The following is a 20,201-nucleotide window of genomic DNA, read 5'->3' on the forward strand; positions in this document are numbered from 1 at the left end:
TAAGAATTTTTTTATATCGTTTAAAGTTAAATTGAGTTAAGAGGTTTTATGTTAAATTTTGAGGTATTAGATATAAAGAAATGTAATAGAGAGATTATAAGAACAGAGGTAGATTTTGTTGAAGATGTGATTATTGTTGGATCAGGCCCTGCAGGACTTACTGCTGGAATTTATACTGTTATGAGTGGATATAAGACAAGTATTTTGGAAGGACCTGAACCTGGAGGACAGCTTACAACAACCACAGAAGTTTATAATTATCCGGGATTTAAAAATGGTATAAATGGAAGAGAGTTGATGTTAAATATGAAGGAGCAAGCTATCAATTTAGGTGCTACTACTTATTTTGAAACTGTGAGATCTATAAAAAAAAGAGGTGATATTTTTTGTCTTTATACGGATAATTATATCTATAAGAGCAAATCTATTGTTATTGCATCAGGCTCTATACCTAAAAAATTAGATACTCTTAAGAATTTAGATTTATTTTGGAATAGAGGTATTTCTGTTTGTGCGATTTGTGATGGTCATCTGTTTAAGGGAAAAACTGTTGCTGTAATTGGTGGAGGTAATACGGCGATTTCAGAGGCTATTTATTTAAGTAAACTAGCAGAAAAGGTGTATGTTATTGTAAGAAAGAATTATATGAAAGCTATTGATATGTTACAAAAAAGTATTAAAACATTATCTAATGTTAATATTTTATATAACTGTGAGGCTAGAGAGGTTAGTGGGGAGAATATTGTCTCCAAAATTCATATTATGGATAATAAGCATAATTCTGCTTTTGAATTAAATGTAGATGGAATATTTATAGCTATTGGTTATAAACCAAATACAGAGTTTGTAAAAGGATTTTTGGAATTAGATGATGATGGATATATTTCTACTCAAGATATTGTGAAAACTAGTGTTAATGGAGTATTCTCATGCGGTGATGTTAGCAATAAGCTTTATGCACAAGCCATTACGGCTGCTGCTGAAGGGTTTTTGGCTTCTGTGGAAGTTAGAAATTTTTTGGGATAAGTGAGTTTATTTAATTGGATAGAATAAACTAAAGCAAGTTAAGTTGCCTTTTTATTTCAAATATTAAAATTCCTGTTGAGACTGATACGTTAAGAGAATCTATTTTTCCCTTAGTTGGTATTTTAATTAAAAAATCAGAATTATTTTTTAGTAGGTTATGTATTCCTTTGCCTTCATTGCCCATAATTAATGCAATTTTGTTGTCAGTTATTTTAGTGTTATTTATTGCTTGTCCTTTTATATCACTGGCATATATCCAAAATCCCTGTTTTTTTAAATATCTAATTACATTGTTTATATTTGGAACTGTTAATTTGTTTACATATTGACTTGCTCCAGAGCTTGTGCGTAAGACAGTTGCATTGTCTTTTACGCTTTTTCTCTGGTTAGTAATTACAAGATCAATATTGAATTGTTCTGCTGTTCTAAGAATTGCTCCAAAATTTTGAGGATCTTCTATACTATCAAGTATTAAAATAAGTATATTATTTTTATGTTGAAATTCTTTTAAGTATTCTTCTAAGTTTTTATTTTTATTTATTGTATTATAATCTTTTAAATTTTGTAATTTTAATGCAAAACCCCTATGATTGTTATTGCCAAGTATTTTTGTGAGATCATTTATTTTGATAATCTTAATGTTATGTTGTCTTGCTAATTGTTCAATACTTATGGCTTTTGGACTTGTTTTTGAAATATATAGTTCAAGTCCTTTATTATTTTTGATGCTTTCAATTATTGAATTAGCGTGTGTAATGTACATATTAAATTTTATTTAAGGTAACTTCATCAATGTCTTTGATTTCCTTGCTTAGAGTTTCTAGTAGTTTGATAGCATTATTATTTAGATTTTTAGGAGTTTTGACCTTAATGATTAAAATAAGATTTCCAAATTTTTCTGTATGTAATATTGGCATTCCTTCGTTTTTGACAATGATTTGTTCATCATTTTCTGTTCCTTTTGGAATTTTTATTGAAATTTTTTTATTTGCTATTGTTTGTATTTTAATTTCTTTTCCAAGTGCTGCTTGAGTAAAGCTTATTGGTAGAGTTGCGTATAGGTCTTTTCCATTTCTTTTAAAAATTTTATGAGGTTTTATTAATATTTTTATATAGAGGTCTCCGTATTGTTGACTATCAGGATTTATGCTTCCTTTTGCTCTCATTTTAATTTGTTGGGCGTCATCAATTCCTGCTGGAATTTTGAGTTCAAGCGTTTCTTTATGTTTAACCCCTCCAGCTCCTTTGCATGATTTGCAAGGATTTGATATTATTTTTCCATTTCCATAACATTTTGGACATGTGGTTGTTACTCTAAAAAATCCTCCTCCTTGCATTACTCGGCCATTACCATTACACATGTTACATACCGAAGGAGATGTTCCTTTTTCAGATTTCTTACCTAAACATGATTCACATAATATGTTTCTTGATATGTTAATGTTATTTTTATATCCTAAGTAAGCATCCTCAAGAGATATTTCAATTTGATATGTTAAGTCTTGACCTCTCTCTTGATATCTATTTTTGTCTTGTCCACGTTTTCCAGTAAAAAATGAATCAAAAATATCTCCAAAATCTTCAAAAATGTCAGAAAATCCACTAAATCCACTAGAAAATCCACTAAATCCTGATGCTCCTCCTTCAAATGCTGTATGTCCAAATCGATCATATTGTGCACGCTTATTGTCATCGCTTAAAACCTCATAAGCTTCTGTTGCTTCTTTAAATATGGATTCAGCTTCTTTATTATCTTTATTTTTATCAGGATGATATTTAATTGCTATTTTTCTATATGCTTTTTTTATTTCATCTTTTGAGGCTCCTTTTGAGAGCCCCAAAATTTCATAGTAATCTCTTTTCACTATTTTTTATCCTCATCAACAACTTCGTAATCAGCTTCTTTGCTTTCACTACCTGCATTGTTTTGAGCATTGTTTTGAGCTGGTGAACTTGCTTGAGCATCCTTGTACATCATTTCAGCTATTTTATAAGAAGCTTGTTGTAGTTCTTCTGTTTTTGATTTTAGTAAAGATATGTCTGAACCTTCTAATGTATCTTTAAGTTCCTTTATTTTGTTTTCAATAGCTTCTTTATCTTGATTTGTTATTTTCTCTCCATATTCTTTTAAAGATTTTTCTGTTTGATAGATTAATGAGTTAGCTATGTTTTTTGCTTCTATGCCTTCTTTTAATTTTTTATCTTCCTCAGCATGACTTTCAGCATCTTTGACCATTCTTTCAATTTCTTCTTCAGATAGTCCTGATGATGATTCAATTCTAATTTTTTGTTCTTTACCAGTTCCCATATCTTTAGCAGAAACATGAACTATTCCATTAGCATCAATGTCAAAGCTAACTTCTATTTGTGGAACACCTCTTGGAGCTGCTGGTATTCCATCAAGAATAAAGTTGCCCAGTACTCTGTTTTGTGATGCCATTTCTCGTTCACCTTGTAAAACTTTGATATCTACAGAAGTTTGATTATCTGCTGCTGTTGAGAATACTTGACTTTTTTTTGTAGGAATTGTGGTGTTTCTTTCGATTAATTTTGTCATGACACCACCAAGTGTTTCAATTCCTAGTGATAGAGGTGTAACATCAAGAAGTACCATATCTTTGGCTTCTCCTGTAAGTATTCCACCTTGAATAGCAGCACCTATTGCCACAGCTTCATCAGGATTTACACCTTTATTTGGTTCTTGTCCAAATATTTCTTTTACGATTTTTTGAATAGCTGGTATTCTTGTAGAACCTCCAACAAGTATTACCTCATTAATATCAGAAGCTTTAAGCCCAGCGTCTTTAATGGCTTTTAGGCATGGTTCTTTTGTTTTTTGAACCAAGTGATCTACCATTTGTTCAAATTTTGCTCTTGTAAGAGTATATTGTAAATGTTTAGGACCATTTGCATCGGCTGTGATAAATGGAAGATTTATTGATGCTTCTTGGGCACCTGAGAGTTCTATTTTTGCTTTTTCTGCTGCTTCTTTAAGTCTTTGAAGTGCCATTTTATCGTTTGATAAATCAATAGCACTATCTTTTTTAAATTCAGTAATTAGATATTTAATGATTTCATCATCAAAGTTATCTCCTCCAAGATGGGTATCTCCATTTGTTGATTTAACTTCAAAAACGCCATCTCCAAGCTCAAGAATTGAGATATCAAATGTTCCACCACCTAGGTCATAAACAGCAACGATTTCTTCGTGTTTTTTTTCAATTCCATAAGCAAGAGCTGCAGCTGTTGGTTCATTGACAATTCTCTTAACATCAAGTCCTGCAATTTTTCCAGCATCTTTTGTTGCTTGTCTTTGTGCATCATTGAAATATGCTGGTACAGTAATTACAGCTTCAGTAACTTTTTCTCCCAAATAGGCCTCGGCTGTTTCTTTCATTTTTGTGAGAGTTGCTGCTGATATTTCTGGTGGTGACATTTGTTTTTTGATATTGGAGATATTTACACGTGCATCACCATTTTGTCCTTTTTCGACTTTATAAGGAACCATTTTGATTTCGCTTGCAACTTCTTCAAATCTTCTTCCCATAAATCTTTTTATTGAATATATGGTATTTTCAGGGTTTGTAACCATTTGGTTTTTTGCTACTTGTCCTACAAGTCGCTCACCTTTGTTTGTATAAGCTACAATTGATGGAGTAGTTCTTCCTCCTTCTGAATTTTGTATAACAACAGGTTTTCCATGTTCCATTATGGCTACACATGAATTTGTTGTTCCAAGATCAATTCCTATAATCTTTCCCATATAAGGCCTCCTTTTGTTATTTTTTGATTTCTAATTATTCTAATTAATTTTTACTTTGTGCAACTTTAACTTTTGCAGTTCTTAATACTCGATTATTGTAGCAGTATCCTTTTTGATATACTTCTACAATTTGAGGATTTATAATTTGTTCTTTTTCTTCTATACTTATTGCTTCATGTTGACTTGGATCAAATTCATCTCCTAGTTTTCCAAATTTTTTTAGATTATATTTTTTGTCAAAGCTTGAGAGTATTTCATTTTCAATCATACTAATTCCTGATAATAGGGTATCAAAATCTTTTGACTGCTTTGATGAATCTATTGCTCTCTCTAAATTGTCAAGGAAAGTAATTATATCTTTCATTATGTTTTCATTTGCAAATTTAATAAAGTTTTCTTTATCTTTTTCAAGTCTTTTTCTAAAATTTTCAAATTCTGCTTGTTTTCTTAAATATAAATCTTTTAGATTGGAAATTTCATTTTCAAGTTCAATAATCTTTTTCTCCATGTTAGGGTTATCTTCGTTTTGGAATGTTTCATTTTCATTTTCTTTAATTTTTTCGGGGTCTTTACATTTTTCCTTTTCGTCCACTTTAGCCTCCTTTTATAAAGCATTTTATCTATAAAAAAAATATTTTACAAATTTTTTCTTTATGAAAATTTTTTTAAATTTGATTCATTTTAATTATCTTTAAAAGGGTTTATGTTGACTATAAAACTATACTAGTATAATATTGACACATATTTTAAGCTTAATAAATTCTTATGTGTATTTTTTTGTCAAAATAAAAAAATGTTTTAATTTTTTCTTAAAAATGCAATTGACGTTAATACTAGGAAATATGTATTGTTTAATGGATTATTATAATTTTAATTTAGTTTTTCTATATTAAAGATTAATTTTTATATAATTTATTTCATGTGTTTTGGGGTTTTCTTGTAATTTTTTCTGTTATTGCTTATTATTTACTTTGTGAAAATATGTGTAGCTCAGATAAAGTGTCGAATTTTTAGGTTTAATGAAATTTTAAATGAATTTAAGGTAAATTGTGAGTATGCTATTCAAAATAAGGTTGATATTTTAGTTTTTCCTTTTATTTTTATTGAGGGTATTGAATATGAAAATTTGTTTTATAGGCCCGAATACGTTAAAAAGATTTTGTATTGTATTGATTTTATAAAAGGACAAGTTGATGCTGGACTTTGTGTTGTATTTGGACATTATAATTTTTATGATGGCAAATTATTTGATTGTATATCTGTGGTAAGTGATCATCAGTATATTTTGACAACTAGAGAAGTTAATGTCCCAGTATTATTTAGTTATAAAGGTCAAAGTATTGCTGTTTTAAATTTAGATGATGAACTCTTGTTTCATAAGTCTCAGTACAAATTTCATGATTCTTTTAGTAAAATTGATTATCTTGTAATTCCATCAAAATCTTATTTTACTTGTGAAAAAAATAATTTAAGACTTGAGTTTTTTAAAGATGTAGCTATAAAAAATAATTTGGAAATTGCTTATGCCAATTTATATGGCATTTATGATTCTATCGTATTTGATGGTTTGAGTTTTTTTATTAATAAATATGGAAAAATAAAACAAGCCAAAGAATTTGAATATGATATTTTATTTAATGAAGAATTTTATGATTTAGAGTTTGATTGTGAATCCAAAATTTTTGATAAACTTCTTGGAGCATTGGTTATTAGCTTGAGAGAGTATGTTGCTCTTGCAGGCTTTGAAAAAGTTCATTTGGGTGTTTCTGGTGGTATTGATTCTGCTCTTGTTGCTTATATTGCATGTACAGCTTTAGGTGCTAATAGAGTTATAGGTATTTTTATGCCTAGTAGATTTTCATCAAAAGGTTCTGTTTTGGATGCAGAAAGACTTGCTAATGAATTGGGATTTGAATTGATTCATATGCCAATTGAGAGCATGTTTCAATTTTCTTTGGATTATCTTGATGGGTATTTAAATACAAAGGGAGTTACTGAAGAGAATCTTCAAGCTAGACTTAGAGGATTGTTTTTAATGTCTTATAGTAATGCAAATAGATCTTTACTTTTGAATACTGGTAATAAGAGTGAAATTGCTGTTGGTTATTGTACGCTTTATGGTGATTCTTGTGGTGGAATTTCTTTGATTGGAGATTTATTTAAGCTAGATGTTTATAATCTTGCAAGATATGTAAATAAAAAAGAAGGTAGGGAAGTTATTTTTAGTAATATCCTTTTAAAAGAACCTTCTGCAGAACTTAGAGCTGATCAAAAAGATAGTGATTCTCTTCCTACGTATGAAGTTCTTGATGGTATATTAAATAGGTATCTACTTGAAAATGAGCCTTTGGAATTGCTTTACAAATCTTTTGGGAAAGAAGTGGTTGTAAGAGTGTTAGATCTTTATTCTGGGAGTGAGTATAAGAGAAGGAAAGGTCCTATGATAGTTAAAGTTTCCAAAAAGGCGTTTGGTAGCGATATTTTTCTTCCTATTTCAAGAGTTGCGTTGATTGAGGATGAATAGTAATAATGTTATTAATGTATTAAATGAATTTGGTTTAAAAATAGAAGAGATTTTTTTACTTATCAATACTTATTCTTATGCACTCTATAAAGAAACTCCTAGATATTTTTATGATGATATTACTAATTACCTTGAATTAACTTTAGATATTGCTAATAAATTTCAGGGAGAGTTTGCAGATTCTAAAGATTTGAAGTTGGGTAAATTTATGCTTAGAAGCATGAAGTGCGATTTAATGTCTTATTTATATTTGTCTTTGGAATTAATAGATAATTCTATGCATTATAGTGGAATTGGAGATGCTGGTATTGCCTTTTTTAAGGCCATTTCGTGTAAAATTTTATCGGTAGTATCTTATATAGAGATTGAGTTTGAGAATATGGTTTTCTCTTCTGCTCTTAAGAATAGAAAAGATGCAAATAAGGGTGGTAATCAGTTATTGATTTTTTCTTGTGAGAGTGCTTATAGTACAAAACTTGTCAATTATTTGATTTTAAAAGACTATATTGTTATATCTGCAAATACTGTAGATTTGTTTAGTCAGTTACTCTGTGATAATTTTTATGATTTGATTATTCTTGATTTAAATTCGGATGAAAATATTCAGATGATTTTAGATTTACTTAGAAATATTAAGAGTAATAGTCTTTATGAAATGGTTCCTGTTATTGTTATTTCTCAGATAACCAGAAAAGATATTATTCAAACTTTTATTGAAGAACAAGTTGATGATTATTTCTTTAAAAGTTTGGATTTATTGGTATTGGATATTAGAATAACTAGTTTTCTTAAAAAGAAAAAGGTGATAGAACAGGGACAAAAATATTTAGATCTTGTTTTGCATGGTAGAGAATGTGTTGAGAGTGAGCTTATTGAGGCTGGAAATTATATTGAAAATTTATTACCCAAGAAGATCCGAAACGAATTTTTTCATTCTAATTGGATCTTTGTTCCATCAAAAAGAATAGGGGGTGATTTTTTTAATTATTATTTTGTTAATGATGATAATTTAATAATTTATTTAATAGATATTTCTGGGCATGGAGTGGATTCTGCACTCTTATCCCTTAATGTTTCAAGTGTTATTAATTCTTATGTTATGAATAATAATGACATTAGTCCTTATAAGGTATTAAATTATGTTAATACTTATTTTGTAAAATTCAGAAGTGATATGTTTATTACGCTATGGTATGGTGTTTTAAATGTAAAGACTAAACATTTAAGATTTGCATCAGCAGGGGCACCTCCTGCTGTTGTTTTGAGTGAAAAAGGTAATGTTTATCTTAAGACTAAAGGTGCCATTCTTGGAATTGAAGAAATGTATCCTTGCAAGGAGAGTGAATGTTATTTGAATAAATTTTCACATCTGTTACTTTTTAGTGATGGTGTTTATGAGATTGAAAATAATCAGGATATAATAATGTCTATTGATGATTTTTATAAAATATTAAAAAAAAATACATTAAATCTAGATAGCTTTGTTTTAGAGCGTTTGTATAATAAAATGTTAAATTTGTCAAAATATAATGTATTTAGAGATGATTTTTCTATTTTAGAGTTTATTATTTATTAGTAGCTGTTTTGGTCTTCTTATATAATTAAATATAGCACATGTTTTTGATTGTTGTTTTGTATTAAACTTTAATCATTAAATGGGATGATATAATTTCTATTTTTATAGAAATTATGTGTATTTTTCTTTAAGTTATTTATAAAAAGATTTATTATTTGTTTTTGGTTTTCTGTTTTTGTGTATTTTTTATAGATGTTTTTTTGTCTTGTTTGATGCTTGAATTGTCGATAGATTTTAAAAGTTTATTTAATGTCCAGCTTGAAAATTTAATATAAAGTTTTTTTATAGGGTTTTTTGTATTTTTAAGTAATATCTTGAAAGATTCTATATTCATTATAGTTATTATTTCTTTTAAGGTTTTTGGCAAATTGTTAAAAATTTTAGACCCAACTTTATGTCCTTCTACAATGAAGGTTTGAAGCATCATTTGTTCTTTCTTTTGTAGTCTTCTCATGTATAATTTTAGTATTTTTTCTTGTGAATTCATTATTTCTGCATTAATTTGTTCTTGTTTTTTTGATATTTTTTTTGTTGATTCTATAATAGGCTTTTTAGGAAGAGATTTGTAAGGGTTTGTTCCTGGAATATAATTTTTTGGAATTTTCATCTATCTTGTTACTCCTATTTTATATTTGCTGTGTGCTTTTATTAATTTTATTAAGTTTTTTGCTTTTATACAACCAATATTGATATTTTAATTCTTTATTATTAATATTGAATGATATGAAGAGATATTTGAGTTTGAGTTTTTTTTACTTGTTAATTGGTATTTTATTTTTATTTATAATCATATTGATTCAATTTAGAAACTTGAGTTTAAATATATTTTTATTAAATGATTTAAAATTTTTCGTTAATAATAAAGTTGAAGATAGTCATTATGTTTTAGATAATCTTGTTCTTAATATAAGAGGTATTAAGATAAATTTATCTAAAACTTATCCTATTATTATTCCTGAAAATAGTCTTAAGCTATATCCAATTTCTTATAAAGTACAAGATAATTCAATTTATGTTTATTTTGAAAATAATATTTTTTTATTATTTGTATTTGATTTAAATAATAATTTTCAGATTAGTTCCAATCTTTCTAAAAAATTTTTAATAAGTTATGAAATTGAGAGCGATTATAAAATTTTATTTGACAAAAATATTATTGTGAATGATTCTACAAATAACTATTTCGATGTTTCTTTAGGCAAACATAGTAAACTAAAAGAGAGGGAAATTTTAATTAGTCCTCAAGAAGTTTTTCAAATTGGAAATTTAGTTGCAAAACCTCAAATCGCAAATGAAGTAGTATCTAGAGATATTCCTTTGAATATGAATTTTTCTGCTGTTTATTCATTAATTAAGAAGATAAGTAAAAAAAATTTTGATTCAGTCTTAATGAAATTTAGAGATAAAGTTTATGATGCATGGAGTAGCAGTTCAAATTTTAGCATTAAAAAGGGTGGATGGCGTAAGGGTAATGTATATTCTTTTGATGAGGATATATTTATTTATTATTTGGCAGAATCTTTAACAAGGCATAACTATGAGGATATATTTCCAAAACTTAAACCTTTAATCAGTCTTAATGAAGATAGTTTAACTTATTTAAGTTCAAGTTATTATGTTGATGCTGAAAAAATAGATATGTTTTTTCATTATCTCTCTGTAAATAAAACTTTTATTAATTCTCTTGAACCAGATAAAATTTTGAAATATTTAAAGGAAGATGCGTATCTTTTAGAAAAGATTTTTTTATCTGAAAATGTTTCTATTTTAAATGAATCGTTAAATATTTTAAGGACTCCAGAAGTAATATTAAGCTCTGGGTTTGATTTAACACAAGCCTATAATATTCTCTCTAATTATATTATATTCTTGCAGTTTGATAATGATAGTTTTATATTGGATAAGTTGAGAGAAGAGTTAATAAAATTTATTTCTACATTGTTTTTTGTAACTAATAATGGAGAGGCTTATGTTTCTGAGAATAAAAAGGATTTGTCTTGGGATATTGAGTATACACTTAAAATTGCTGGATTACTTAAAAGACTTGCTTCTAAGTTAAATTCTAATTTAATATTGGAGTTTGCTTGTAATGCTATTTACTATTCTTTGATGAACTCTGATGGTAATAGTATTCCATATGAGAATTATTATGCTGATATTGTTGATAATGATTATATTCCAAAATTTAATTTATTTCCCAATCTTGGAATTGGACATTGGATATATAGTTCGTCAAAGATTGTAAATTTTAATTTTTCTCAGTCTTTTTATTCTATTGAATTTGATCGTGATTTAAATTCTCCTGGATATTTCTTTTTTAAAGGTGTTGAACGTCCTACTTTAGTTAGATTTAGAAATATTAATTGGTTTACAGATATTCAATTTTATATATATTCTGATGGGTGGAGATATTATGCTGGAGATAAAACATTGGTTTTAAAAATAACACCTAAAAAACTCGATGATACAAAAATTTTTTTAAGATTTGATAATATAATGGGATTTAGGGATATTGATGAGTAAAATTGTTGATTCAACTCAGTTAATTGTTGATATTGGAAATACAAGTATATCTTTTGCGTTATATGATGTTGGAGGCATGCAAATATTTTGTAAACTTAAAACAAAACTTGATTTAAGTTTTAGAGAGCTTTGTAACTTTCTTAAACTCAAATTTAACTTTAAAGTTAGTAAAGTATTTGTAAGTAGTGTTGTACCAGTTATCGATAAAGTGCTTATTGATGCAATTATTTTTCTTTATAATGTGACTCCTTTATTTATTGGTTATGATTTAAGTTATGATTTAAGTTTTGAATTTTATAATGGTCGTAAGTTTATTTTAGGATCAGATGTTTTTGCAAATCTTATTGGAGCTATTGAATATTATAATATTAATGATGCTTTGATTGCAGATATTGGTACAGCTTGTACTATTTTTGCAGTTAGTAGAAAAGATGGCATACTTGGAGGTTTAATTAATGGTGGACCTTTCACAAGTTTGACTGCATTAGTTGAAAATGCATATCTTTTAAAGGATTTTAATCTTGTAGTGCCTCAAAATTTATTGGGTTTGTCAACTATTGATAGTGTCAATAGCGGTGTAATTTATCAGTATAAGTATTTAATAGAAGGTGTTTATCATGATCTTATTCGTAATTATGATAGAGAATTTAAATTAATAATTACGGGGGGAAATTCTAATTTGATTTTACCTTTAATAAGTGTAGATTTTATATTTAATTTATATTTGACGCTTGAAGGCATTAGAATTTTGGGAAATGCTTTTAAAGAAAATCATTTGTCTTAAAATTAAAAATGTTTGTAAATAGTTCTTTTTTGTTGAAGCTTTTGTTTATTCCAAATCTAGTTAATGAAAAATCATATTTTACAGGATCATCTTTGTTTTGTTCTAAAAAATATTTTGTAACTTCTATTGCTCTTTTGAGACTTACATTCTTTGTATTTTGAAGATTAAATAGTTTTGCTGAAATATCTCTCATATGAGTATCCATTGGAATTATTAAATTTGATGGATTAATTTTATTCCAAATTCCCAAATCAACATTGTCTTTTCTTATCATCCATCTTAAGAATAAAAATAGTCTTTTACAAGCGCTTCCTTTTGATGGTTTGGGGAGTATCATTCCAAATGGCTTTTTATTAACATTTTCCATTTGTGTTATAAGCTCGTCTAAACTTGCTATAAAGTTTTTGTTTTTTTTGTAGATGTTATGAAATAAATTTTCAATTGATAGATATTTTTCTTTTATTGTTTTAATAGACATTAATAATTTAACAATGTCTTCTGTTGTAAAAAACCTGTATGTAAAGTCTTTATATATTTCATTTAAATCTTTTCTTGTAAATGTTTTGAGTGTTTTTGAAGGTTGTTTTCCAAGTGGTTTTAAAATGTACTCAATTGCTGATAATATTCTCTCAACTCTTCCTAATGCTAGTGATGAGCTAATTAAACCTACAAGTTCAATGTCTTCTTTTTCTGTATATTTATATAAAAATTCTAATGGGTCTGGATGAACAAATTCTCGTTTATTATATTTACTGTATATAAATTCTAATATTTCTGATATTTTATCCTTATTTTTTTGCATTCTCAAATTCTAACAACCCTAACAATATTTTTTTTAATTTTTTATCATAAAGTTTGTCTGTTGCCCATTTTCCAGTGAGATCATATATTGTTGGGGCAGATCCTCTTTTGACGAAATAAAATCTAGGATCAACCATATTTGAGTTTATATCTTGGCTTGAGGCATAGGCTTTTAAATGTTGAATGTGTGCTCTTATTCCTTCTTGCATATTAGAAAAAGAATTTCCCTTTGTAAAATTGTCAGTGGCTCCTAATCCTGAAAAATTATGTTGTTCTTTTGATACTATCCCATTAAATTTTAAAATGCCTGTTTCAAGTAACATTTGGGCATAGGCAATATCATAATTTATTCCTTCAATTATAGCTTCTTCTATGTAAATTTGTGCAATTGTTTTGACATATTCTGCTTCAAGATAAGGATTCATTTTTAATGTATATTTTACAATATCCTCTACTTGACTTTTTCCTTTACTTAGTAAAAAGGGAATATATTTTTCTTTTTGTGTTGAGGTGTTTATTTCAATTATTTCTTCAATGCAGTAACTCTTTACTGTTAATAATATTTGTGATATTAATAACAGTATAAACTTCTTGTGCATTTTTAATGTCCTTTATCTTCAATAAATTGATCAATTTCATTTATCATGAAATCAAATCTTGGTAATGTTAATTCTTGATTTTTAAATAAGTTGAAACTTGATAAATAACTTCTACTAAAAATGAAATCAGAAATCTCACCAATATGATTCATGTTGATTATTTTTATAGAAGATATATCCGATTCTGTTTGTTGCCATTCATTTTCATCTTGTTTTATTAATAATTGTAACGTTTTGATTTTAAATTTTTGAGGTTTACCCCCAATATTTATATATTTTTTTATTTGTTGATTTTGATTTATGATTTCATTTGCAATGTTTATTTGATTTCCCATTGTAATTAAGACCAATTGATTTATATTCATTCTTGAATCTAAAAATTTTAATTTTTGACTTGATTTTACAAGTTCTATTACATTTTGAATTTCTGTAATATCGGATGTTTTGTCTTTTCTTTGACTGAAAATTTTGATTGGTTCTACCAAATATTTAATCATTGAGTTTGAAATATGTGTTAGTAAAGTTGTATTGTTATTTTTAATAAAGTTATGGATGTTTATATGTTTGTATATTGGAGAATATAGATATACAATATTTCCTTTTTTAACTAGTCTGTTTACAAGTGATTTAAACATTGAGTCATGCGAATAAGAAGGTAGAATAATTAGGATACTGTCATATAGTTTTTGATTGGTGCTAATTGGTGCGTCTTTATATACATTTTCATATGTTGGAAGATAATTCATTTCATTTATAAAAAAAGGATTAAAATCATAATAAAAAAAAGGGTTTTGACGTTTTAGTCCTAATGTGAGATTAATTGGATACCAAACCGATAGATTTAAGTTATTTTTGTGATCTTTGATTTTTGTAAATCCTATTTTATAGTTTGCATTTATGTCTTTTGGATAATTGATAAAGAAACTGAGATATGAAAATATTGTTGCAATAAATACTATTATTATTGATGGTATTACTATCATTATTTTAAAAGGAATAGTGAAAATTATTCTTTTAAGTTTGTTGTTTTGTTTCCTTTGTTTTTGTCTTCTAAGAATGATTGTTTTTAGGGTTTTAATAGTAGTTATTATTAAGAAAAATAGGAATATGGAGCCGGTATATAACATTAATGGTCTTGCTTCTATAAGATATAGCGTAATTATGAAAAAGGTTCCTGGGAATATGATGAAATAATCTTCATAAGAAAATTCTTTTTTAAAATTAAACAAATTTATTATTAAAAATATACCAAAACTTAATAAAAATATTGTTTCATAAGATTGTTCGTACATAAAAAATATTTTTTCCTTAACTAATTATAAGCATAAAAACTTTATTTACAAAATAATTTATTGAGTTGCATTGAGCTTTTAATGATATAGCCAGATTTTTTCTTTTATCGTTTAATTTTATTATGATATAATTGGGGTTCTTAAGGGGTAATGGTAATACATGTTAGGAATATTTTTAGGAACTGGTGCATCAAGTGGTGTTCCTATGTTGAATTGTAATTGTAGAGTATGTAATTCAGATTTTTGTAAAAATAAAAGACTTAGAAGTGCATTTTTGTTAAGTTTGTGTGGTCTTAATTTATTGATTGATATGGGACCTGATATTAGAACACAGCTTTTAAGGGAAAATATTTTGAAATTGGATTTGGTATTGTATACTCATGAACATTATGATCATATTATGGGACTTGATGATATTAAATTTTATACAAGGTGTGTTCCTTTACCTATTTATGCCCGAGAGACTACTATGCATCATATTAAAAATGCATTTCCACATAATTTTTCATCAAGAATGTCTATCAGTGGAAAAGCCAATATTCTTCCTAGATTAGCAGTTGATTTTGAGCAAATTTTTTTTAAAGGAATAAAGATAATTCCAATTCCTTTACTGCATGGAGATATAATTAGTTTGGGGTATAGAATAAATAATTTAGCATATCTTACTGATGTTAAGTCTATTCCCGAGATTTCTTATAGTTATTTAGAGGGATTAGATGTATTGGTGATAGATGCTTTGAGAATTAAACCTCATCCAGGTCATTTAAATTTTGATGATGCTATTCTTGAAGTTAAAAAGATCAATCCTAAAATTGCTTATTTCACTCATATTGCACATGATATTATGCATGATGAATTTGATTATTTGAGGAGGGATAATATTTATTTAGCTTATGATGGCTTACAAATATATATTTAGATTGGTATATAATGATGAATTTGATTTCTTGGAATGTTAATGGAATAAGAGCTGTTTCTAATAAGGGTTTTCTTAATTTTATTGCAGAATATAGTCCTGATATTTTGTGTTTGCAGGAAACCAAGGCTTTAAAAGAACAGTTACCTAGGGAACTTATTGATATTGAGGGATATTATTCATATTTTTCAAAATCCATAATCAAAGGTTATAGTGGTGTTGCTATTTATTCAAAAATTGAACCTATTAAATTGGAAAATATGAATATTGAAATATTTGATAGAGAAGGGAGATGCATTATTGCTCATTATCATGATTTTATTCTGATTAATGCATATTTTCCTAATTCACAGTCTTTAAGAAAAAGACTTAATTATAAGCTTGAATTTTTGATGAGTTTTGAATCTATTGCAAATTCATTTGTAACTTCTGGAAAAAATCTTATTGTTTGTGGGGATTTTAATATTGCACATACGGAAATTGATTTGTCCAATCCTAAGACTAGCAGAGAATCTGCTGGCTTTTATGTTGAAGAAACCAATTGGATGGATAATTTTTTAAATAGAGGTTATGTGGATACATTTAGAATGTTTAATAAGGAGCCAGGTAATTATACTTGGTGGGATTATAAGACGAGAGCTAGGGAACGTAATGTAGGATGGAGAATTGACTATTTTGTTATAAATAAGGCTTTTCAATTTAAAGTAAAAGATGCTTTAATTTTAAATAAGGTAATGGGTAGTGATCATTGTCCTGTTTTTTTAAAATTAAAGCAATAGATTAATATGTATGGGAGTTATGTATGAGTCGGTATTTTGTAATGGTTTTGTTTTTGTGTATTCATAATCTGATTTTTGGAATAAAGTTGATTAATTTAGAAAGTATTGATTTTTATCGCAGTCTTGAGAAGCAGGATTTATTATTTATAATTCATTTATTAGAACGTGAAAAATATTTAAATCAAAAGGATGAACTCTTTACATATATTGATTTAGCCAATCAGGCTTTGATTGAGAAAGGTACACAGGTTTTGGGTGGCAATGATAAATTGGATGATATGCAACTTATTAATTCTTTGCAACGAGATAATCTGGATAATTATAATAGTTCAAAGTTTGTCTTGCAAGCATCTAAGGCGTTAAATATTTTTGTGTTTTTTGATGATATTGATGGGTTTTTAAAAACATTAGATGGTCGTAGAGTAAGTTTTAGTGATGGTAATTTTGTTATCTTAGATCAGGTTTCTTTTAAAGGTTATAATAATGTTGCAAGTGAACATTCTACTATTGAAATTTATGAGAAAAGTATTCTAAATCCTGATTTTAATAAACTTATTTTAGACAAATTGGGATTTTTTGTTTATATTGGGGAATTAAATAAAAAAATTTATTTTAATGATATTGTAAAATTGTCTAAAGGGGAACTTTTATTTTTATTTTATGAATTGTTTCCTATTTCTAGATTAAAGGGTATAAAGGATTGGTATGATTTTGGATTTACGTCTATTATTAGAGAAATTAAAAAAGTTTATAATACAAGAATTAATTCAAGGAAATTAAAATGAGATGTAAACGCATTAATAATATTACTATATTAAAAGTTGTTTTTTTTGTTTTGAGTTTTATTATTTTATCTTGTTCATCTTCTAAGTTAAGTTTGGATAAAAACTTAGTAAATGGTCAACTTAAAAATGGACTTAAATATTATATTTATAAAAATCAAATTCCAAGTAAATTTGTTCATATGGGAATTTTGTTTAATGTTGGTTCTTTAAACGAAGAGGAAAATGAAAGGGGTTTAGCCCATTATCTTGAACATATGGCTTTTAAAGGTACAGAGGATTATCCTGGTAGTGAAGATATTTTGGAAATTCTCAAAAAATTTGGAATGAAATTTGGAGCTGATCTTAATGCTTATACTACTTTTGATAAGACTTACTATTATCTTGATTTGTCAGATGGTGGTCAGGAGAGTGAAGTTGATGAAGCTTTAAATGTATTGAAAAATTGGGCTTTTCAAATTAAGTTTGATGACTTAGAAATAGATAAAGAACGTAATGTTATTATTGAAGAAAAAAAATATAGAGATAATTATTCTTCTAGAATGTCCAAAAAAATGTTTGAGGTTGTTGGAGGTAATAGTAGATATTTTATTCGATCTCCTATTGGTATTGAAGAGAGGATTTTATCTTTTAAATCAGAGGACTTTAAAAAATTTTATAATAAGTGGTATAGACCAGATTTGACCAGTCTCATTATTGTTGGAGATATTGATCCAAAAGACATTGAAGAGAAGATAAAAAAATTGTTTGCATCTTTTAAGAAACCATTAGATGAGCCTGAAAAAGTTGTAATAAATTTAGATACTGTAATTGATAAAAAATTTGTAAGTATAGATGATGATGAAACCTTATTTCCTAGTATTGAGTTTATTTGTAAAGAAGAGACCAAAGGAGGTATTGTTACTGTTGAGGATCTTAAGAGATATATCGAGAAAAATTTATTAAATAGTCTTTTTATAAATAGATTTTATGAATTAAAGGTTATTGGAACAAATTATTTTAGCTCATTTAATAAATTTGGTTCGAATTATAAATCAGATAATAATTATATTTTGATTAAAAATATTTCTTTAACTATCGATCCAGAGCATTTTAAGGAAGCTTTTGAAGGGTTTTTTTATGAAATTGAGAGAATCAGGAAGTTTGGTTTTACGAAAGGAGAGATTGATAAAATTAAGTCCGAAATGATAACTTCTTATACTGTTGATAAAGAGAATCTTAAGAAACAAAAGTCTTCCATCATTGCAGATCATTTGGTGGGTGTTGCTTCATCGAATTTTCACTTGCTTGATGGTAATGAAGTTTTTGACGTTGCTATTAAATGTTTGAATAATATTAGCCCAGATACAATATCAGCTCTTGCTAGTAGTGAGGCCTTTATAGATAATATGACTGTTATTTATAAGTATTCTAAAAAATTACATTCTAATTTAACTTTTGAAGAGTTGCAAAAATTTCGTGATATTGCTTTAAATAAAGAAATTAAACCTTATGATGATGTGTCAATTCAGGGCGAATTCTTCAAAAAATCTTTGCAAAGTAAAAATATTGTTGATGAAAAAGAATTTATAAATGAAATTTCATCTTTTACTTTGGAGAATGGCGTTGAAGTTTATTTTAAACATAATGAAAATAAGAAAAATATAGTTGACTTTACTGCAATTTCTTGGGGTGGTTTATTAAGTGAGGATCCTGAATTGATTCCTGTTTTATCTTTGGCTCCAAGTATAGTTTCTAAATCAGGATATGGGGATTATTCTAAGCTTCAAATTGAAAAATATTTATCAAATAAATTGGTAACATTGATGCCATCGGTTTCTGAGAGAACTTCACGTATTAATGGTGGTGCTGAGGCTAAAGATCTTGAAACTTTATTTAAGCTTATATATTTTACATTTAATGAAGCCAAGATAGATGATGTTGTTTTGCAGACTACTATTGATGATATGAGTGCAACAATTAAGGCTAGGAAAAATAGTTCTAATTATCTTTTTTCTAATGCTATTAAAAAATTTTATAATAATGATGATTATCGTTTAAGAGATATTCAAGAATCTGATTTGCAAAATATATCAAAAGATATTCTTTTGGATTTTTATAAAAAGAGATTTACTTATGCAGACAATTTCAAATTTATTTTTGTGGGAGATATTGACTTAGATACAATAAAAAAATTTTCAAGTAAATATTTAGGTAATTTAAATTCTAAAAAGCTAAATGAATTTAGAGATTTAGATTATTCTTATAAAAAAAATACGAAAAGAATAGTTGTTGGTAAAAAAGAGGATGCTGCAAGTAGTACTGTATATGTTGTATATCCTTTCACGTTTAATTATACACCTGAAGAAGTCCTAAATTATAGTGCGTTGGCATCTCTTTTGAGTGAAGGTCTTGTTAAAGCTATTAGAAGAGAACAGTCTAGTGTTTATGGAATAGATGCGTCTTTTGATCACTATTTTAGAAAGCATTCTGATTCAGATGGTTTTATTGTTGTGTCTTTTACAGTTGAGCCTAAGGCTTTAGATAGTGTTTTAAAATCTGTTAATGAATATATTTTGGAGAGACAAAAAATAGATTTTGTAGATACTGATTTTGATTATATTAAGAAAAATATTATTAAAAATAATAATATTGCTTCTGAGTCCAATGGTTATTGGAGTTCAGTGATATTAAATTCGGTTTTGTGGCATGATTCTATTATAGATACTTTTAGTAATAAATTTGTTGATGATAATTTAAATAAAGATACAATAAATATGTTATTTAAGAAGATCGATTTTAAGCAAGGAACAGAGATTGTATTAATTCCAAGTAATGATAATTAATTTTCATTATA

Annotated in this window: 17 protein-coding genes; 9 read left to right on the top strand and 8 right to left on the bottom strand. The window is 26.9% G+C overall.

The features are described 5' to 3' along the window. Window positions 1-48: 48 nt before the first annotated feature. A complete protein-coding gene (gene trxB / locus BRE_RS02620; RefSeq protein WP_012538952.1) occupies window positions 49-1,026 on the top strand; it encodes a thioredoxin-disulfide reductase in 978 nt (325 codons plus the stop codon). A 28-nt stretch (window positions 1,027-1,054) separates the two neighbouring features. Here trxB and rlmB read toward each other — a convergent pair whose 3' ends face one another. Genes rlmB through grpE form a run of 4 tightly spaced genes read right to left on the bottom strand, consistent with a single transcriptional unit; the run spans window position 1,055 to window position 5,381 of the window. Further along, complete coding sequence (gene rlmB, locus BRE_RS02625; protein ID WP_012538953.1) at window positions 1,055-1,789, bottom strand: 23S rRNA (guanosine(2251)-2'-O)-methyltransferase RlmB; 735 nt, start codon at window positions 1,787-1,789, stop codon at window positions 1,055-1,057. Between the two features lies 1 nt (window position 1,790). Then, entirely contained in the window at window positions 1,791-2,891 is a 1,101-nt protein-coding gene (dnaJ, locus tag BRE_RS02630; protein WP_012538954.1) for a molecular chaperone DnaJ, read from the bottom strand. Next, window positions 2,891-4,789, bottom strand: coding sequence for a molecular chaperone DnaK (dnaK, locus tag BRE_RS02635; protein WP_012538955.1), 1,899 nt, complete (start codon window positions 4,787-4,789; stop codon window positions 2,891-2,893). The genes dnaJ and dnaK overlap by 1 nt, the downstream gene beginning before the upstream one ends. A gap of 43 nt (window positions 4,790-4,832) precedes the next feature. Then, window positions 4,833-5,381 (bottom strand): nucleotide exchange factor GrpE, encoded by a 549-nt coding sequence (gene grpE, locus BRE_RS02640; RefSeq protein WP_012538956.1) that lies wholly within the window; start codon window positions 5,379-5,381, stop codon window positions 4,833-4,835. A 381-nt stretch (window positions 5,382-5,762) separates the two neighbouring features. On the opposite strand from grpE, the gene nadE reads away from it, so the two are divergent. Together nadE and BRE_RS02650 are read left to right on the top strand one after the other, a co-directional pair. After that, on the top strand, window positions 5,763-7,313 hold the full coding sequence (gene nadE / locus BRE_RS02645; protein WP_041178195.1) for an NAD(+) synthase: 1,551 nt from the start codon (window positions 5,763-5,765) through the stop codon (window positions 7,311-7,313). Then, window positions 7,306-8,889 carry a PP2C family protein-serine/threonine phosphatase gene (locus BRE_RS02650; protein ID WP_041178126.1) on the top strand — a complete coding sequence of 528 codons (1,584 nt, stop codon included), beginning with the start codon at window positions 7,306-7,308 and terminating at the stop codon, window positions 8,887-8,889. Before nadE ends, BRE_RS02650 begins: the two co-directional genes overlap by 8 nt. 151 nt (window positions 8,890-9,040) lie before the next feature. Here BRE_RS02650 and BRE_RS02655 read toward each other — a convergent pair whose 3' ends face one another. Beyond that, window positions 9,041-9,496, bottom strand: coding sequence for a hypothetical protein (locus BRE_RS02655; protein ID WP_012538959.1), 456 nt, complete (start codon window positions 9,494-9,496; stop codon window positions 9,041-9,043). A 116-nt stretch (window positions 9,497-9,612) separates the two neighbouring features. Here BRE_RS02655 and BRE_RS02660 point away from each other — a divergent pair, with 116 nt between their 5' ends. Beyond that, the gene (locus BRE_RS02660; RefSeq protein WP_041178127.1) at window positions 9,613-11,412 is read left to right on the top strand and encodes a hypothetical protein; all 1,800 of its coding nucleotides are present in this window, start codon (window positions 9,613-9,615) and stop codon (window positions 11,410-11,412) included. Beyond that, window positions 11,405-12,196: a type III pantothenate kinase gene (locus tag BRE_RS02665; RefSeq protein ID WP_041178128.1), complete on the top strand. Its 792-nt coding sequence runs from the start codon at window positions 11,405-11,407 to the stop codon at window positions 12,194-12,196. The genes BRE_RS02660 and BRE_RS02665 overlap by 8 nt, the downstream gene beginning before the upstream one ends. Here the strand turns inward: BRE_RS02665 and BRE_RS02670 are convergent. The 3 genes from BRE_RS02670 to BRE_RS02680 are packed head-to-tail and all read right to left on the bottom strand — an operon-like array spanning window position 12,174 to window position 14,888. Further along, window positions 12,174-12,998, bottom strand: coding sequence for a TIGR02757 family protein (locus BRE_RS02670; RefSeq protein WP_041178129.1), 825 nt, complete (start codon window positions 12,996-12,998; stop codon window positions 12,174-12,176). The genes BRE_RS02665 and BRE_RS02670 overlap by 23 nt on opposite strands. Next, on the bottom strand, window positions 12,985-13,596 hold the full coding sequence (locus BRE_RS02675) for a glucosaminidase domain-containing protein (RefSeq protein ID WP_012538963.1): 612 nt from the start codon (window positions 13,594-13,596) through the stop codon (window positions 12,985-12,987). The genes BRE_RS02670 and BRE_RS02675 overlap by 14 nt, the downstream gene beginning before the upstream one ends. A 2-nt stretch (window positions 13,597-13,598) precedes the next feature. Next, window positions 13,599-14,888: a hypothetical protein gene (locus tag BRE_RS02680; protein ID WP_012538964.1), complete on the bottom strand. Its 1,290-nt coding sequence runs from the start codon at window positions 14,886-14,888 to the stop codon at window positions 13,599-13,601. Between the two features lie 160 nt (window positions 14,889-15,048). On the opposite strand from BRE_RS02680, the gene BRE_RS02685 reads away from it, so the two are divergent. The 4 genes from BRE_RS02685 to BRE_RS02700 are packed head-to-tail and all read left to right on the top strand — an operon-like array spanning window position 15,049 to window position 20,190. After that, window positions 15,049-15,807, top strand: a complete 759-nt coding sequence (locus BRE_RS02685) for an MBL fold metallo-hydrolase (protein WP_012538965.1) — start codon at window positions 15,049-15,051, stop codon at window positions 15,805-15,807. Window positions 15,808-15,821: 14 nt separating this feature from the next. After that, entirely contained in the window at window positions 15,822-16,583 is a 762-nt protein-coding gene (xth, locus tag BRE_RS02690; protein ID WP_041178130.1) for an exodeoxyribonuclease III, read from the top strand. Between the two features lie 23 nt (window positions 16,584-16,606). Further along, on the top strand, window positions 16,607-17,368 hold the full coding sequence (locus BRE_RS02695) for a hypothetical protein (RefSeq protein ID WP_012538967.1): 762 nt from the start codon (window positions 16,607-16,609) through the stop codon (window positions 17,366-17,368). Beyond that, entirely contained in the window at window positions 17,365-20,190 is a 2,826-nt protein-coding gene (locus BRE_RS02700; protein ID WP_012538968.1) for a M16 family metallopeptidase, read from the top strand. Before BRE_RS02695 ends, BRE_RS02700 begins: the two co-directional genes overlap by 4 nt. Window positions 20,191-20,201: the final 11 nt, after the last annotated feature.

It is taken from the genome of Borrelia recurrentis A1, assembly GCF_000019705.1.
In the GTDB taxonomy this organism is placed as follows: domain Bacteria; phylum Spirochaetota; class Spirochaetia; order Borreliales; family Borreliaceae; genus Borrelia; species Borrelia duttonii.

Excerpts from the sequence above, each read along its gene's own strand:
- BRE_RS02655 (WP_012538959.1), bottom strand. The coding sequence starts at position 9,496 with ATGAAAATTCCAAAAAATTATATTCCAGGAACAAACCCTTACAAATCT.
- BRE_RS02700 (WP_012538968.1), top strand. The coding sequence starts at position 17,365 with ATGAGATGTAAACGCATTAATAATATTACTATATTAAAAGTTGTTTTT.
- trxB (WP_012538952.1), top strand. The coding sequence starts at position 49 with ATGTTAAATTTTGAGGTATTAGATATAAAGAAATGTAATAGAGAGATT.
- xth (WP_041178130.1), top strand. The coding sequence starts at position 15,822 with ATGAATTTGATTTCTTGGAATGTTAATGGAATAAGAGCTGTTTCTAAT.
- BRE_RS02650 (WP_041178126.1), top strand. The coding sequence starts at position 7,306 with ATGAATAGTAATAATGTTATTAATGTATTAAATGAATTTGGTTTAAAA.
- BRE_RS02670 (WP_041178129.1), bottom strand. The coding sequence starts at position 12,998 with ATGCAAAAAAATAAGGATAAAATATCAGAAATATTAGAATTTATATAC.
- BRE_RS02660 (WP_041178127.1), top strand. The coding sequence starts at position 9,613 with ATGAAGAGATATTTGAGTTTGAGTTTTTTTTACTTGTTAATTGGTATT.
- BRE_RS02685 (WP_012538965.1), top strand. The coding sequence starts at position 15,049 with ATGTTAGGAATATTTTTAGGAACTGGTGCATCAAGTGGTGTTCCTATG.
- dnaK (WP_012538955.1), bottom strand. The coding sequence starts at position 4,789 with ATGGGAAAGATTATAGGAATTGATCTTGGAACAACAAATTCATGTGTA.
- BRE_RS02665 (WP_041178128.1), top strand. The coding sequence starts at position 11,405 with ATGAGTAAAATTGTTGATTCAACTCAGTTAATTGTTGATATTGGAAAT.
- BRE_RS02680 (WP_012538964.1), bottom strand. The coding sequence starts at position 14,888 with ATGTACGAACAATCTTATGAAACAATATTTTTATTAAGTTTTGGTATA.
- BRE_RS02675 (WP_012538963.1), bottom strand. The coding sequence starts at position 13,596 with ATGCACAAGAAGTTTATACTGTTATTAATATCACAAATATTATTAACA.
- rlmB (WP_012538953.1), bottom strand. The coding sequence starts at position 1,789 with ATGTACATTACACACGCTAATTCAATAATTGAAAGCATCAAAAATAAT.
- BRE_RS02695 (WP_012538967.1), top strand. The coding sequence starts at position 16,607 with ATGAGTCGGTATTTTGTAATGGTTTTGTTTTTGTGTATTCATAATCTG.